The sequence below is a fragment of the Vagococcus sp. genome (genome assembly GCF_052102835.1).
Taxonomy (GTDB): domain Bacteria; phylum Bacillota; class Bacilli; order Lactobacillales; family Vagococcaceae; genus Vagococcus.
Genome location: NZ_JBQEIL010000012.1, coordinates 1 through 13,980, shown reverse-complemented (window position 1 = coordinate 13,980; position 13,980 = coordinate 1). Strand labels below are relative to the sequence as shown.

Sequence of the window (13,980 nt, the reverse complement as noted above, 5' to 3'; positions counted from 1 at the left end):
CTCTCCACACACCAGAAAAAAACAGTTTTCAATACTATAAAAGATTAGACTGAAAAGCTGTACTTCATGCAAGTCGATAATATATTAGAAAATTTACATCTAATTAAGATTATATCACAATCAACTGATTGTATCACTAATAAATTATCTAAAAAAAATAATTTATTAACAGTTTTTTTATTTTTAACTATTAGCATTTCAAAAGACTGCTATTTTATCACTCTTTCCCTTTTGAATCTTGTATTTGTCGCAAGAGTTCAGCCTTAATTTTAGGTTCTGGGGCATATTTTTTATCCCAATGTTCTGGCTTCAATACCTTGCCAGTTATTTCATGATAATGTGGTTTCCCATCTAGAAATATTTTCCCCATATTGGCTTCATGAACATAATTAAATAACGGGTCGGGATTGATTCCCATCAAAACAAAGCTACCATAAGTAAAATAAAGTAAATCAATCAAACCATCGACTTCATCAACCAATCGGTCTACTTTCCCCTGCTTTTTTTGATTGGTTTTCTCTAAGGCTTGATACATGCTTTCAGTGAGTAACTCAATGTCTTTTTCAACTTGCTTGCTATCGCCTTCTCTGGCGGCATATAAAAACTCAATTAATTCTTCTGCCTTGAAAGTCGTTCGATAAAAGGCTTCTTGACCTGTTAACGGACCTGGCCCCTTACGTTCTACTGGATCAAATACTTTATGAAATTCTTTTGCTTTTTGATAATAATCAGTCATCTTTTTCTCCTTAACGAATTACACCTAGTTCTTTTAGTGCTAAATAAATACCATTGTCCTCGTTGCTACTTGTTGTAGCGTAGGCGACTTCTTTCACTGCTTGAGGCGCATTTCCCATCGCAATCCCAAAGCCCACTTCACTCAGCATTTGAGTGTCATTCCAACTATCACCAAAGGCAGCAACATTTTTCAAATCAAAAGATAAAGTTTGACAGATTCGCTTAATTCCATCAATTTTAGACGTTCCTTTAGGAATAATATCCACTGAAATTGGATTAGAACGAGTAAACGTACAATCTGGAAAACGTGCCTCTAATTCTGCTTGTTCACTTTCTGGACTTAATAACACACACTGATAAATGGGCCTTGAAAAAATCGGAAGTTTTTGATAATAAGATTTACTTGTCGGTAATTTAGCTCGCTGATCTAATTGACGACTTAAATCGCCATTTTTTATCGCTTGAGGTAAATAGTGATAGAGTTGTTTCATTATCTTTTTTTGACCTAAACGGATAGAACGACTGCCATAAAAACGATGACGCCCACCGAAAACAAGGTCTCGATTTCCTTCATCTGCAAATTTAGCAATTTCACGTAACGTTTCCACTTTAAAATATTTTTCATAAATCCCTTCTGTCTGCGTAAAGGCGAGTTGGCCATTATAAAGAACGTAGCCATCGACTACCACTCCATCGATCAATTCAGCTGTACTTGCTGGCCCTCTCCCACTGGCAATACCAACAAAAATATCTTGCTGATGTAATTTTTCTATAGCTAAAAGAGTACTTTTCAGCGGCTTTCCCTGTCCCGTTAACAGTGTACCGTCAATATCAAAAAAAACTGCTTCAATCATCTTACATAAGCTCCTCTCTTAAAATAACGCGATTTGACTAGGATTTAATCCTTGATCTTTTATTCCTAGTAACTGTTTTAATTCTAAACCATTTATCGCAGCATCTCCACCTGAATTATTATTAAAAATAACAATACTCTTTTGTTGATGCTGTTTGATGGTTGCTGCGAACTCCTTTAATTCGCTATCGGAATAATGATAAAGCGTTCGTTTCTTACGCCAATCAGGTCCCCGTTCTTGCCAAAAAGCAAGATTTCGTCCATGTAGACGATAGTATAAAAGTTCCGGGTTGGTGACTTCTACTACAAATGGGACCGAATGGTTACGAACTTGAGGTTCGTCCACACTGACTAATGTAAAATGATAATCTCTCATAAAAGAAAACATATCCGTTCGATATTTTTCTTCATACCAACTTTCTGAACGAAACTCTAACGCTAATGTTTCATTCGGAAACCACTGCCGTATTTTTTTTAAATACCTCACATTTTTAGGTTCACAGCGAAAAAAATGAGGAAATTGAAATAAAACAGCCTCTAGTTTATTTGCACTTTTTAATGGTTTTAGCATTTCGTGATAGTGGACATACATCTCTCTTTCATTAACAAACGTTTCCGACCAATCGGCATGCCCTGTCATCGCCTTATGAGCTTTTAAAATAAAACGAAAAGAAGTAGGTGTTTCAGCAACCCACTTTTGACTGACTTCCGGTGACTTAATTCCATAGAAGGTCGTATTTAATTCGACAACTGGAAAGTAAGAAGCATATTCCGCTAATGTCAATTTTTTTTTATTCAATAGATGACCGTGCTCATAAAAACTAGTCATCCCTACCATCATCATTTCTCTCACCTCTTTGGTTCTAATTGTAACAAATTTTGTTCATTCCACACATTATTTGCCATCAAAATAAAAAAAGGAATGTCGCATCATCTCATGCTCATTCCTTTTCTCTGATTTTTACCGAACTTAACTTAAACGAAAGATATAAAGGAGTTTTTCTTGAGAGGAAATTAACTCAATCGTTTTTTAAGTCCTTACTGATACTATTCGTAAAAAAGCTGATTATTTTTTAAATATTATAAATTTATTATTTCTTTATCTTTAGCTATCATCAACACACCATCACCTAGCGGTAAAATAGTAACCGTCAAATCCGGATGACCTAAAACAGTATCATAAAGTAAATTGAGTTTACGATGAATTGTTCGTTGGCTTTTAGGAACCTCCGCTCGATTATGCATAATTGTTCCTGCTTGAAAAACATCATCAATCATTAAGACTCCCTCTGTTTTCAAAAGGCGTAAACATTCTGGTAAAAATTCAATGTATTTTGATTTTGCACTATCCATAAAAATAAAATCATACGGTCCTTCTAGAGTGGGTAAGACATCTTTCGCGTCTCCTTCAAGTAAAGTGACTTGTTTTTCAACCTTTAAATCTTTAAACGTTTTTTTCGCTTTACGTAACATAACATCAAAACGATCAATGGTTGTAACGTGTGACGATGGGCCCATTGCTTCTAACATTAAACTGGCTGAAAAACCCATTGCGGTTCCTATTTCTAAAACATTATTTGCTTTTATTTGTTTTAAGAAAAAACGTAAAAAAGTTGCTGTTTCATTAGGAATGACGGGTATTCCATCGACAGCTGCTTGCTTTTGAAGTTCTCCTAATTGACCTGTCATTGAAGGCTGACGTTCACGGATAAGTTCTAACACTTCCTCTTTTAACACAGGTCGATGCATCATTTCATTTCTCATGTTTCTTCTTCCTTTCTTTTTCTCAATTGATTATACAAGACCGCTCATAAAAAGTCGATTGTGGAAAAAGTCGATGAGCCTTTTATCTTTTCTAGTTTTCTAAAAAAGCAGACATTGGTACAGTTGACATCGTTATTGTTTTAACCTATTCTATAACTATCAAAAGGAAAAGAGGTCTAGTTTTTTAATGGAGAAAGAAAAGTATTATGCGTTATTAGGTAGATCCTTCAATTCGACTGACCAAGTAGTTAGTGAAATTATCAATCTGAAAGCGATCTTAAATTTACCTAAAGGAACGGAACATTTTGTCAGTGACTTACATGGTGAATACGATGCCTTTCAACATCTTTTAAGAAATGCATCTGGTAACATTAAAGGTAAAATCAAAGATTTGTTTTATCTAGAGTTAAGTACACAGGAACAAAAAGAATTAGCAACACTCGTCTACTACCCAGAGCTCCGTTTAGAACGCTTAAAACATCACCTTTCAGCAGAATGGTATAAAAAGACGATTGATCAACTTATCCAACTCACGCGCTTATCTGCTTCAAAATACACGCGTTCAAAAGTTCGCAAATCATTACCAGAACGATTTCGTTATATTTTAGAAGAGTTACTTTATCAAAATTACTCAACTAAGGACAAAGAAGATTACTATAACCAAATCATCACAGATGTCATTCAACTCAAACAAGCGAAAGCTTTAATTATTGATCTTAGTTACACGATTCAACGCCTAGCGATCGATCACTTGCATATTGTAGGTGATATTTATGACCGAGGTCCTGCCCCAGATAAGATTATGGAGGCTTTAATTGATCATCATTCTGTTGATATTCAATGGGGAAACCATGATATCATCTGGATGGGGGCTGCCTCTGGTTCAAAAATTTGTATGATGAATGTGATTCGGATTTGTGCACGTTACTTTAACCTTTCGATCATTGAAGATGCGTATGGGATTAACCTTAGACCATTACTCACCTATGCTGAAAAATACTATACTGACAATCCCGCCTTCCGACCAAAACTGATGGATAATGTAAAAGTTGCTCAAGAAGTCTTAGATGAAACTACCAAAATCCATCAAGCAGCGGCTATTTTACAGTTCAAACTTGAAGAACAACTCGTCGCTAGACGTCCAGAATTTAATATGTCCCATCGCAAATTGCTATCTAAAACTAATTATGAAACTCATGAAATAACCATCAACGAGGAAATACACCCTTTAACGAATACTTGCTTTACAACAGTCAACCCTGAAAATCCTGCTGAAATAACAGCAGAAGAAAATCAAATTCTAGATCATTTATTACATGGTTTTATTCATTCTGAAAAATTAAGAAGACACCTTAATTTCCTATTTAAAAAAGGAAGTATGTATCTGGTTTATAACGAAAACCTACTCATTCATGGTTGTGTTCCTCTATTAGCAGATGGCTCTTTTAAGGCACTTAATTTAGATGGGCAAGCTTATTCTGGAAAAAAATTAATGGACTTTTTTGAAAATGCGTTAAGACAAGCTTACAAAGAACCTTGTTTAACAGAAGACTTTAATACTGATTTGATTTGGTATCTATGGTCTGGTGAGTGTTCTTCACTTTTTGGAAAAAAAGAGATGACCACCTTTGAACGCTACTTTATTGAAGATAAAACCACTCATAAGGAAATCAAAAATCCTTATTATGCTTTACGTGAAGATGAACAAGTCATAAAGAAAATTTTAGCTGAATTTGATTTATGTGGTGAAGATAGTCATATTATTAATGGTCATACCCCAATTAAAGAAATTAAAGGTGAAATTCCAATCAAAGCCGGTGGTAAAATGATTGTAATTGATGGTGGCTTTTCAAAACCTTATCAAAAAACAACTGGCTTAGCTGGATATACGTTACTGTATAACTCCTACGGTATGCAACTCGTGGCTCATAAAGCCTTTTCCTCGATTGAAAACATTCTTAATCTGCATGAAGATGTCTTGTCTATTCGCCGGGTTGTTGATCGACCGCTCGAACGTAAAAAAGTATCCGATACGACGATTGGGCAACAATTAAAAATCGAAATCGCGGATCTAACTGAATTACTCAATTATTATACCTATCATTAAAAGAACATCAAATTTCTGTTTTAAGTTAACAGAAATTTGATGTTTTTTTGCTTACTATTTTACTGATTTTTCAATTTACAGATTCAATTTCGCTCGATTTTTTTGAACGGATTGACGTACTTTTTCAATTGTACGCATTTTGTGATTCCAACATTCTTTCGATAAATCCACTGGATACTTTTGCGGATTGAGATTTCGTTTGTATTCTTCCCAAAGCGAATCTAAATTATTGGTCGCATACGCCTTTATTTCATTTAGTGTTGGTAAATCATAAACACGCTCTCCTTGATTGTAAATCTCTTTTAAAAGCGGACGAGCATCAAAATTTACCACCGTTTTATTAATAAATGTGTGTAGTGGATGGAACATGAACAATTCCTTTTCGGTTCTAGGATCTTCGTGCCATAACGTGACATAATCTCCTTCAGACTTACCATCATTTTTACCAGTAATCCGCCAAACTTGTTTCTTTCCAGGTGTGGATACTTTTTCAGCATTGCTCGATAATTTGATTGAATCCATCATTTGACCTTTATCATTTTCAATCGAAACTAACTTATAAACGGCTCCCAACGCTGGCTGGTCATACGCTGTTATTAGTTTAGTCCCAACACCCCAAACATCGATTTTTGCTCGTTGCATTTTTAAATTTAAGATAGTCGATTCATCCAAGTCATTAGACGCGTAAATTTTAGCTTCAGTAAAACCAGCCTCATCTAATTGTTCTCTGACTTTTTTAGAAATATAAGCCATATCACCACTATCTATACGAACACCTAAAAAATTAATCTTGTCGCCAAACTCTTTTGCCACACGTATAGCATTAGGAACACCACTTAGTAAAGTATCATAGGTGTCTACCAAAAAGACGCAATCTTTATGTGTCATAGCATAGGCCTTAAAGCCTTCATAATCATCTAAATAAGATTGAATCAAACTATGGGCATGTGTTCCTGCAATTGGTATTCCAAATAGCTTACCTGCTCGGACATTACTTGTGGCATCAAAACCACCAATATAAGCCGCTCGAGTCCCCCAAATCGCTGCATCCATTTCTTGTGCGCGACGTGTTCCAAACTCCATAATAACATCATCTTCACAGACTGTTTTTATTCTAGCTGCTTTGGTTGCAATTAAAGTTTGATAGTTAATGATATTTAAAATTGCGGTTTCGACTAATTGACATTGAGCAAGCGGGCCTTCAACTTGAAAAAGAGGTTCATCATAAAAAACCATCTCTCCTTCTACAACTGAGCGAACCGTACATTCAAATTTAAAGTTTTTCAAATAGGTTAAAAATTCTTCTGGATAATCGGTCACTTCACGTAAATAAGCAATGTCTTCTTCTGTAAATTTTAAATGATCTAAATAATCAACAATCCGTTCTAAACCTGCGAAAATAGCATAACCATTTTTAAATGGCATTCTTCTGAAATAACATTCAAAAACGGCATTAATTTGATCTCGACCCAACTCCCAGTAGGTTTTCATCATATTTAACTGATAAAAATCTGTATGTAGAGCTAAGTTGTCAGCTTCTTGTTGCTTCATCATTTTATTCTCCAACCTTCATTTGTGAATTTATACCCTCTATTTTACGTGTCTTATGAAATATTCTCAACCTTTTTCCCTTTTCCTTTCATTTGTTATTCATTATTCCTCTTTTTTGTTGATAAACCTTACTTTTTTATACAAAAAAAAGAGTAACTTAACATTTTTTGATAAAAATGCCGCTGTTACTCTTCATAAATTTTTTTAAGCTTGAATGACTGTTAATAAACTTTCAAATAATAATGCACTCGATGCTGCACCTGGATCGATATGACCGATTGCACGTTCACCTAGATAAGAAGCACGACCTTTTTTGGCCACTAATTCTTTTGTTGCTTCTTTGGCTGTAGTAATTCCTTCTTTTGTGAGTTCATCTGCTGCTAACAAGTCAACAACAGCAGACCAAACATCCACCATCGTTTTATCGCCAACTTCTGCTTTTCCACGCTGTTTAATTCCTGTAAGTCCAGCGGAAATAACTTGAGTCAACTCTTCTGTCGAAGTTACCTCATCCATATCTTTCATGGCTTTCATCATCCCCATGAAGGCAGATCCATATAAAGGTCCTGACGCTCCTCCAACTTTAGAAATCATTGCCATCGAGATCACTTTAAAAGTATCTGTTAACGTTTGAGGCTGTTGCTTTTCGAAAGCCTCTTGATAGGCTTGGACACCTCGAGCCATGTTATTACCGTGATCTCCATCACCAATCGGAGTATCTAAATCACTTAAAAGAGCTTTATTAGCTTCAATTTGTTTTGTAAATTCATTAAGCCAAGCTTGGGCCTCTACTACAGTCAATTTCATTATCTTCTCTCCTTTTACCAAGAAATCGTTTGAACGTCACTTGTTAATGCGGTTAACCAATCGGTAGTTTCTAAATTAATTAACGTTAAGGATAATCCCTGCATATCAATAGAGGTCATATAATTGCCCACCTTATGATAAACAACTTCAATTTCTTGTCTTTCCAATTCCGCTAAGCAATCATTCATAAAAATAAATTGCTCCATTAGTGGGGTTCCACCCATCCCATTAACAAGTATCCCCACTTTTTTAGGTTTAGCTGCGCTATCTTCTAAAATTTTATCAACCATTTTTTTTGCTAGAACAGCTGAGGGTTGTATTTCTTCACGATGATAACCTGGCTCACCATGAATACCAACTCCATATTCAATTTCATTTTCCGCTAAGTCAAAACCAGGTTTACCAACTTCTGGTACTGTAGCTGCTTTCAAGGCAATACCAATTGTCTTGATTTGTTGGACTAGTTCATCGCCTAATGCTTTTAATTCAGCCAGTGAGCGACCTTCTCTAGCAAAGTGACCTAGCACCTTATGAACAAGAACCGTTCCAGCCACGCCACGTTTACCTGCCGTATAGGTACTGTTCTCTACAGCAATATCATCATCAACAACAACCATTTCAACTGCGATATCTTCCATCTCAGCTAATTCTTTTGCCATATCAAAATTTAAAATATCTCCTGTATAATTTTTAACAATCATTAGTACCCCTTGACCAGTATTAACAGCTTGAATTCCAGTTAAAATTTGATCTGGCGTAGGCGAAGTAAAAACGTCACCTAAAACAGCTGCGCCGAGCATTCCCGTACCAACGAAACCAGCATGTGCAGGTTCATGACCACTACCTCCACCTGAAACTAAACCCACTTGGTTCGATGGAGCAACTTGAGCGACAACACGAGACTCTTCAACACGTTTGATAAGAGATGGATAGCTTTTAACCATACCACTTAGCATTTCTTCGACAATTTTACCTGGATCATTGATTATTTTCTTCATTTAATCCCATCCTTTTTTTCCCGAATTTTTTGCTTCGGTTATCATTTGATTGACGTCATCAGTAATGCTCGCTGTAATCGCTGCAGCAAATGCTCCTTCTACTAATGGTGCGTCAACTAAATGGTACCTTTTTTGTTGCTCTTCTTCAAGCATATCTTTCGCTAAGTCAGAACTCATCACTGCACTACCTAAATCTGCAAAGACTAAAAAAATGGCATCTTCTGGTGCATCATTCACTACTTCGATGATTGGCATTGGATCAGATCCTAATTCTCCATCAGAAGTACCACCTAACGAATGCACACTAACCTCTGCTGATTGATTCATTTGGTCAATCATTTCTTTTAAACCATTTGTTATTTGTTTACTGTGAGACATCAATAAAATATTTTTTTGCATTTTGTCACTCCTTGTTTGTTTATCAAATGTTTTTATTTTTATAAGCAGCACCTATTTTATCAGCCACAATAATGGCATTTGCTACTTCTTCTTCAACAATCGGGAATGGCATTGAATGGATAGATTCTTCTGGAATACAAGCGATTTTGGCCACAGCTAAAGCTTCATCATAAGTGATGGTTTCAACACCTAAATCTTTTAACGTCATTGGTAAACCAACAGATAAACAGAAAGCTAAAACAGCTTCTAACTCTGCTTTGTCCGCATCTTCTAAAATAAGTTGTGCAATCGTTGCAAACGCAACTTTTTCACCATGTAAAGCCCCATGAGCACCTGGTAGAGCGGTCATTCCATTATGAATAGCATGTGCAGCAGCCAAACCACCACTTTCAAAACCTAAACCGGATAACAAAATATTAGTTTCAATAATTTTATTAAAGGCTTCAGTCACAAGATTAGCATCACAAGCAATTTTTGCTTGTAAACCATCTGCTTGTAAATATTTCCAACATAAATGTGCCATTTCCAATGCCGCATAAGTTCCGCTTGCATCTGGTGTTAAACCTTCTCGAGAACCCATAGGTAAACTTGCATTCACACGGGAATAAGATCGATGAGTGGCACGTGCTTCAAAATAAGTTGATAACGCATCTCCCATACCTGCTACTAGGAAACGAGTGGGTGCTTTAGCAATTACTTTAGTATCTACTAAAACAACACTTGGACTTTGTTTAAAATAAGCATAATCATCAAATGAACCATCTGCATGATATAAAACAGCTGAATGAGACGTTGGCGCATCTTGCGCTGCAATAGTTGGCACAATAATTAAATGTTCACCTTCAGCTACTACTTTAGAAGCGTCGATAGCTTTTCCACCACCTAAACCAATCACACAATCCGTTTGTTCTTTACGAGCAACTTCTTGTAATCTTTTCGTTTCCTCACGAGTCACCTCGCCACTGAAACCGCCTTCAACAAAGTGAATATTAAATTTCTTTGCCGTCGCTTCTAGCTGTGGACGAATACGTTCCACATCTGTTGGGTGTGCAATTAGTAAAGCTGATTTTCCAAACGTTGAAACAAAATAACCTAAATTTAATAATTCATCCTCTCCTTGTACATATTTAGTTGGTAAGATTAGTGCTTTTCTCATCTTTCATCATCCTTCCTTGTTTATACCATAATAATAAAACGTTTTCAAAGAATTATCATTGGCTTTTAACACTCTTTTCTTATACAATGAAATTGACTTTACTTGCTAAATAGACTTTTTATGCTATTTGTGAAAAAATAAATGATTTTATCTAAAGGAATGATTTTATGGGGATGACTTTTGAACTAGAAAAAGTCTTAGATTTAAAAAAATGGGAAAAAGTTCAAGAATCCATTGCAATTGCCACACAAGTTGCGATTATTTTAATCGATTATAAAGGAAAACCAGTAACGCGGCACAGTCGTATCCAACCGTTCTGCCAGTTAGCTCGAGTCCATCCTGAGTTGGGAAAATTTTGTGAAAAATGTGATGCTCGTGCAGGTTTGGAAGCCGTTAGAACCGGTGAACCTTTTATATATCGTTGTCATTTTGATATTGTTGACATGGCCATTCCCATTTTAGTCGATGGAAATTACACAGGTGCAATTATGGCTGGCCAAATTAAATTAGCCGATCAACAACATTCATTAGAACAAGTCTTGACTCTCCCAAATCAAGAATTACTCAATCAATTTAAACAAAAATATCAGCATTATTATGATACCTATCCTGAATTACCTTTAAATGATTTAAAAAAAGTTGCAAATATGCTTGAAACTTTGAGTGAATACATTGTTTCTGAAGCCATCAAAAAAGACTACTTAGTTCAAGCCTACCAACACACTTTAAATATTGTAGATAGCACGTCAAACACTCAATCCTCAATAACGACTGAAACGCTTGAGTATGTAAAAAAAGAAGTTAGTTCGACCCTACTCGATAATCGATTATTAAAGTTCAGTCAGGGGGATAAAACGCAAAACAAGCAACTACAACCAGCAATTGATTATCTTTATCAAAATAAAAATGAGCTAGTCACCTTAAAAAAATTAGCGCACCTAACCAACCTAAGTCAGAGCCATCTCAGTCGTCCTTTAAGAGAAGAACTTGGCGAATCTTTTAGAAGTGCTTACGTTAAATTAAAAATCAGTTGGGCAAAAGAATTACTTGAGACGACCTCCCTTTCTATTAATGAAATTAGTGATGAGTTAGGTTATATTGAGCCTAGCTATTTTGTGAGACTATTTAAGCAAAAAGTAGGTTATACTCCTCTTAACTACCGCAAAGCCCAAAAAAAAGACTAACTGCATAAATGCAATTAGTCTTTTTAACTCTTTGAAAAGAGATTATTTTACTGTTACAGAAGCGCCAACTTCTTCTAAAGCTGCTTTTAATGCTTCAGCATCGTCTTTAGAAATACCTTCTTTGACTGCTGCAGGTGCGCTGTCAACTAGGCCTTTAGCTTCTTTAAGTCCTAAACCAGTTGCTTCACGAACTGCTTTAATCACTTTAACTTTAGAATCTCCAGCTGCAGTTAATTCTACAGTGAATTCTGTTTGTTCTTCAGCTGCTTCAGCAGCTCCACCAGCTGCAGCTACAGGAGCTGCTGCAGATACACCAAATTCTTCTTCAATAGCTTTAACTAAGTCATTTAGTTCTAAAATAGTTGATTCTTTTAAATCAGCAATAATTTGTTCAACGTTTAATGCCATGATATATTTCCTCCATATTAATCTTCTCGATTAGTTTTTTATTTTTTTAGTTTAAGCCGCAATTAAGCAACTTCTTCTTCTTTTGTTTCTGCCACAGCGTTGATAGCGTAAGCCACATTTCTGACTGGTGCTTGTAACACAGATAGTAACATAGAAAGTAAACCTTCGCGGTTTGGTAGTTTTGCCAAAGCAACGATTTCTTCAACTGAAGAAACTTCTCCTTCGATCACGCCACCTTTGATTTCTAATGCTTCTGCATCTTTAGCAAAGTCATTCATGATTTTAGCTGGTGCAACAACGTCTTCATTACTAAATGCTACGGCTGTAGGTCCAACAAATACATCTCCTAAACCTTCTAAACCAGCGTTTTTAGCTGCACGACGTAAGATACCATTTTTGATAACTTTCATTTCAACGTTTGCGTCACGTAATTGTTTACGTAAGCTCGTTACTTCATCTACTGTTAAGCCTCGGTAGTCGACAACGACAACAGATGCTGCAGCTTTAAATTTTTCAGTAATTACGTCTACTTCTTGCGCTTTAATAGCGATTGATGCTTCACTCATTATTTTCACCTCCTGAATTAATAGATGGTGGAATTTTTTATAAAAAAAACTCCATGCCACCGTTGACATAGAGGGACCATTGATTGAAATCCAATACAGTCCTCGGTAGGTAATTTAAGACTTGCGTCACCTACGGTCTTCGGCTCAGTTAATTAATAACCTAGATAACTATAACACAAGATAATTATCTAGGTCAATAGGTTTTTTAATTAAAATGAGAATTTGTCAACTTTAACCCCAGGGCCAAATGTTGTTGTTACAGTTAAGCTATTGATATAGTTACCTTTTGTTGCAGCTGGTTTAGCTTTAACAATAATATCTTGAATAGTTTTAAAGTTTTCAATTAATTTAGCATCATCAAATGATACTTTTCCAATTGGAACATGGATATTACCTTGTTTGTCAACACGGTAAGTTACTTTACCAGCTTTAACTTCTTCGACTGCCTTAGTAACATCCATTGTTACCGTACCAGTTTTAGGGTTAGGCATTAAACCTTTAGGTCCTAAGACACGACCTAATTGTCCAACTTGTGCCATCATGTCTGGAGTTGCTACGACAACGTCAAAGCCAAACCATCCACCTTTAATTTTGTCAACCATGTCAACATCACCAACAAAGTCTGCACCAGCAGCTTCAGCTTCTTTAGCTTTTTCGCCTTTAGCAAAAACTAAAACTGTTTGTGTTTTACCAGTACCGTTTGGTAAGACAACAGCACCACGGATTTGTTGATCTGCTTTTTTAGGGTCTACATTTAAGTTATAAGCAACTTCAACCGTTGCGTCAAATTTCGCAATATTTGTTTCTTTTGCTAAAGCTACCGCTTCATCAACAGAATATTCTTTTGTTACATCAATTTTTTTCAATGCTTCTTGCATTTTTTTGCTTTTCTTAGCCATTTTGTTTCCTCCTTGATTGTGGTTATAACGGATGAACCTCCCACTTATTTATATTTTTCAATATAAATTTGAGAAGCTACTTCTAGGGTGTTGTCTAATTATTCAACAACGATTCCCATACTACGAGCAGTACCTTCTACCATGCGCATTGCCGCTTCCACGTCAGCTGCGTTTAGGTCTTCCATTTTAGTTTCAGCAATTTCTTTTACTTGATCTTTAGTAACTGTTGCAACTTTTTTAGAATTTGGTTCACCTGAACCTTTGTCAATCTTAGCTGCTTTTTTCAATAATACTGCAGCAGGTGGTGTTTTTGTAACAAATGTAAATGAACGGTCTTCATATACAGAAATTACAACTGGAATAATTAAACCAGCTTGATCTGCTGTACGAGCGTTGAATTCTTTAGTGAATCCCATAATGTTAATACCCGCTTGACCTAATGCTGGACCTACTGGTGGAGCTGGTGTTGCTTTCCCTGCAGGAATTTGTAATTTAACTAATTTTTCTACTTTTTTTGCCACGAGACATACCTCCTTAAGTCCGTGATGTGGTT

The 13,980-nt window shown here is 35.8% G+C and carries 15 protein-coding genes and 1 other annotated feature; of the genes, 2 read left to right on the top strand and 13 right to left on the bottom strand.

Annotated elements, in window-relative coordinates; genetic code table 11:
• Positions 1-217: 217 nt before the first annotated feature.
• The 4 genes from ACTJFD_RS10330 to ACTJFD_RS10315 form a co-directional block, all read right to left on the bottom strand.
• Positions 218-736 carry an HAD family hydrolase gene (locus ACTJFD_RS10330; protein ID WP_442261450.1) on the bottom strand — a complete coding sequence of 173 codons (519 nt, stop codon included), beginning with the start codon at positions 734-736 and terminating at the stop codon, positions 218-220.
• A 10-nt stretch (positions 737-746) separates the two neighbouring features.
• Positions 747-1,589 (bottom strand): Cof-type HAD-IIB family hydrolase, encoded by an 843-nt coding sequence (locus ACTJFD_RS10325; protein WP_442261449.1) that lies wholly within the window; start codon positions 1,587-1,589, stop codon positions 747-749.
• An 18-nt stretch (positions 1,590-1,607) separates the two neighbouring features.
• Complete coding sequence (locus tag ACTJFD_RS10320; protein WP_442261448.1) at positions 1,608-2,432, bottom strand: DUF72 domain-containing protein; 825 nt, start codon at positions 2,430-2,432, stop codon at positions 1,608-1,610.
• A gap of 236 nt (positions 2,433-2,668) precedes the next feature.
• On the bottom strand, positions 2,669-3,352 hold the full coding sequence (locus ACTJFD_RS10315; protein WP_442261447.1) for an O-methyltransferase: 684 nt from the start codon (positions 3,350-3,352) through the stop codon (positions 2,669-2,671).
• A gap of 187 nt (positions 3,353-3,539) precedes the next feature.
• Between ACTJFD_RS10315 and ACTJFD_RS10310 the strand changes: the two genes are divergently transcribed.
• Positions 3,540-5,459 (top strand): fructose-1,6-bisphosphatase, encoded by a 1,920-nt coding sequence (locus tag ACTJFD_RS10310; protein WP_442261446.1) that lies wholly within the window; start codon positions 3,540-3,542, stop codon positions 5,457-5,459.
• A gap of 75 nt (positions 5,460-5,534) precedes the next feature.
• Here ACTJFD_RS10310 and ACTJFD_RS10305 read toward each other — a convergent pair whose 3' ends face one another.
• The 5 genes from ACTJFD_RS10305 to ACTJFD_RS10285 all read right to left on the bottom strand — a co-directional run bounded on the left by ACTJFD_RS10305 (position 5,535) and on the right by ACTJFD_RS10285 (position 10,370).
• A complete protein-coding gene (locus tag ACTJFD_RS10305; protein ID WP_442261445.1) occupies positions 5,535-7,013 on the bottom strand; it encodes a nicotinate phosphoribosyltransferase in 1,479 nt (492 codons plus the stop codon).
• Between the two features lie 201 nt (positions 7,014-7,214).
• A complete protein-coding gene (dhaL, locus tag ACTJFD_RS10300; RefSeq protein WP_442261444.1) occupies positions 7,215-7,817 on the bottom strand; it encodes a dihydroxyacetone kinase subunit DhaL in 603 nt (200 codons plus the stop codon).
• A gap of 14 nt (positions 7,818-7,831) precedes the next feature.
• A complete protein-coding gene (dhaK, locus tag ACTJFD_RS10295) occupies positions 7,832-8,815 on the bottom strand; it encodes a dihydroxyacetone kinase subunit DhaK (RefSeq protein ID WP_442261443.1) in 984 nt (327 codons plus the stop codon).
• Entirely contained in the window at positions 8,816-9,214 is a 399-nt protein-coding gene (gene dhaM, locus ACTJFD_RS10290; RefSeq protein ID WP_442261442.1) for a dihydroxyacetone kinase phosphoryl donor subunit DhaM, read from the bottom strand.
• Between the two features lie 22 nt (positions 9,215-9,236).
• A complete protein-coding gene (locus ACTJFD_RS10285; RefSeq protein ID WP_442261440.1) occupies positions 9,237-10,370 on the bottom strand; it encodes a glycerol dehydrogenase in 1,134 nt (377 codons plus the stop codon).
• A 173-nt stretch (positions 10,371-10,543) separates the two neighbouring features.
• Between ACTJFD_RS10285 and ACTJFD_RS10280 the strand changes: the two genes are divergently transcribed.
• Entirely contained in the window at positions 10,544-11,554 is a 1,011-nt protein-coding gene (locus tag ACTJFD_RS10280; RefSeq protein ID WP_442261495.1) for a PocR ligand-binding domain-containing protein, read from the top strand.
• A 42-nt stretch (positions 11,555-11,596) separates the two neighbouring features.
• On the opposite strand, the gene rplL is transcribed toward ACTJFD_RS10280, so the two are convergent.
• The 4 genes from rplL to rplK all read right to left on the bottom strand — a co-directional run bounded on the left by rplL (position 11,597) and on the right by rplK (position 13,948).
• Complete coding sequence (gene rplL / locus ACTJFD_RS10275; RefSeq protein ID WP_442261438.1) at positions 11,597-11,962, bottom strand: 50S ribosomal protein L7/L12; 366 nt, start codon at positions 11,960-11,962, stop codon at positions 11,597-11,599.
• 62 nt (positions 11,963-12,024) lie between these two features.
• Positions 12,025-12,528: a 50S ribosomal protein L10 gene (gene rplJ / locus ACTJFD_RS10270; RefSeq protein ID WP_442261436.1), complete on the bottom strand. Its 504-nt coding sequence runs from the start codon at positions 12,526-12,528 to the stop codon at positions 12,025-12,027.
• Between the two features lie 33 nt (positions 12,529-12,561).
• Positions 12,562-12,689, bottom strand: a sequence feature (ribosomal protein L10 leader region).
• Positions 12,690-12,737: 48 nt separating this feature from the next.
• Positions 12,738-13,427, bottom strand: coding sequence for a 50S ribosomal protein L1 (gene rplA / locus ACTJFD_RS10265; RefSeq protein ID WP_442261434.1), 690 nt, complete (start codon positions 13,425-13,427; stop codon positions 12,738-12,740).
• A gap of 98 nt (positions 13,428-13,525) precedes the next feature.
• Positions 13,526-13,948: a 50S ribosomal protein L11 gene (rplK, locus tag ACTJFD_RS10260; RefSeq protein ID WP_442261432.1), complete on the bottom strand. Its 423-nt coding sequence runs from the start codon at positions 13,946-13,948 to the stop codon at positions 13,526-13,528.
• Positions 13,949-13,980 lie beyond the last annotated feature (32 nt).

Coding starts and splice junctions, on each gene's coding strand:
- ACTJFD_RS10330 (WP_442261450.1), bottom strand. CDS start 736: ATGACTGATTATTATCAAAAAGCAAAAGAATTTCATAAAGTATTTGAT.
- ACTJFD_RS10325 (WP_442261449.1), bottom strand. CDS start 1,589: ATGATTGAAGCAGTTTTTTTTGATATTGACGGTACACTGTTAACGGGA.
- ACTJFD_RS10320 (WP_442261448.1), bottom strand. CDS start 2,432: ATGATGATGGTAGGGATGACTAGTTTTTATGAGCACGGTCATCTATTG.
- ACTJFD_RS10315 (WP_442261447.1), bottom strand. CDS start 3,352: ATGAGAAATGAAATGATGCATCGACCTGTGTTAAAAGAGGAAGTGTTA.
- ACTJFD_RS10310 (WP_442261446.1), top strand. CDS start 3,540: ATGGAGAAAGAAAAGTATTATGCGTTATTAGGTAGATCCTTCAATTCG.
- ACTJFD_RS10305 (WP_442261445.1), bottom strand. CDS start 7,013: ATGATGAAGCAACAAGAAGCTGACAACTTAGCTCTACATACAGATTTT.
- dhaL (WP_442261444.1), bottom strand. CDS start 7,817: ATGAAATTGACTGTAGTAGAGGCCCAAGCTTGGCTTAATGAATTTACA.
- dhaK (WP_442261443.1), bottom strand. CDS start 8,815: ATGAAGAAAATAATCAATGATCCAGGTAAAATTGTCGAAGAAATGCTA.
- dhaM (WP_442261442.1), bottom strand. CDS start 9,214: ATGCAAAAAAATATTTTATTGATGTCTCACAGTAAACAAATAACAAAT.
- ACTJFD_RS10285 (WP_442261440.1), bottom strand. CDS start 10,370: ATGAGAAAAGCACTAATCTTACCAACTAAATATGTACAAGGAGAGGAT.
- ACTJFD_RS10280 (WP_442261495.1), top strand. CDS start 10,544: ATGACTTTTGAACTAGAAAAAGTCTTAGATTTAAAAAAATGGGAAAAA.
- rplL (WP_442261438.1), bottom strand. CDS start 11,962: ATGGCATTAAACGTTGAACAAATTATTGCTGATTTAAAAGAATCAACT.
- rplJ (WP_442261436.1), bottom strand. CDS start 12,528: ATGAGTGAAGCATCAATCGCTATTAAAGCGCAAGAAGTAGACGTAATT.
- rplA (WP_442261434.1), bottom strand. CDS start 13,427: ATGGCTAAGAAAAGCAAAAAAATGCAAGAAGCATTGAAAAAAATTGAT.